This window comes from Martelella alba (genome assembly GCF_005217455.1).
Lineage (GTDB): Bacteria > Pseudomonadota > Gammaproteobacteria > Enterobacterales > Enterobacteriaceae > Acerihabitans.
The window spans coordinates 1-993 of record NZ_SZPQ01000144.1; the positions used below are offsets into that span (position 1 = coordinate 1).

Consider the following 993-nt stretch of genomic DNA (forward strand, 5'->3'; position numbering starts at 1 on the left):
CCTGCATAACACGCTGGCGGACAAGGACGAGTTCAATGAAAAGAACCCGGCCAGTACCTGCATTCTCGGCACCAATGAACCGTACCGGGTTTTCGGGAGACTAAACTCTCAGTAAAAGGAGATCCTGAATGAAATCAAAATCAGCAAACCGTTATCCGCCAGAGTTACGTGAACGCGCCGTCAGACTGCTCCTTGAGCACCGTGGCGAATACGATTCAGAACCGAATGCTATCCGCGCTATCTCATCAAAAATTGGCTGTCATTACGATACCCTGAGGGCCTGGCTGCGACAGTACAAAATCGATGTTCATGGTGATGTTTCCCCTGCCCGGGCTGATGGTGGGGGACTGACTGTCGACGAACGTCAGCGCTTAAAAGAACTGGAGCGTGAGAATCGGGAGCTACGCCGTAGCAATGATATATTGCGGCAGGCCTCTGCTTATTTTGCTCAGGCGGAGCTCGACCGCCACTGGAAAAAATAATGCCACTGATGGAACGTCTGAGTGGTACGCACGGGGTCGGGCCGGTATGTCGCGAGCTGGATATTGCCCCGTCGACATATTACTGGCATCAGCAGCGCCGGGGACATCCTGAAAAATGTAGCCAACGCGAAAAACGTGATGCACAAATCAGCAAAGAAATAAAACGTATTTACGAAGAAAATTACAGCGTCTATGGGGCGCGGAAAGTCTGGCGCCAGTTACTCCGGGAAGGCTTCAGTATCGCCCGATGTACTGTAGAACGGCTGATGAAAATAATGGACCTGCGGGGTGTTCTTCGCGGTAAGGTCATCAGGACTACGGTCAGCCGCAAAACAGCGACAGCAGCGGATCGGGTGCAGCGTCAGTTCGTGGCTGAACGCCCCAATCAGCTTTGGTGTGCAGATTTTACTTACGTCAGCACCTGGCAAGGCTTCGCGTATGTGGCCTTCATCATTGATGTGTTCGCCGGCATGATCGTAGGCTGGCGGGTCTCATCGTCAATGGAGACGAC

The 993-nt window shown here is 52.8% G+C and carries 1 pseudogene and 1 other annotated feature; the pseudogene reads left to right on the forward strand.

What is annotated here, in order from left to right:
* Window positions 1–128 precede the first annotated feature (128 nt).
* Window positions 129–993: pseudogene (locus FCN80_RS26100) on the forward strand (IS3 family transposase); the annotation flags it as partial.
* Window positions 437–553: a sequence feature (AL1L pseudoknot), on the forward strand. It overlaps the preceding pseudogene by 117 nt.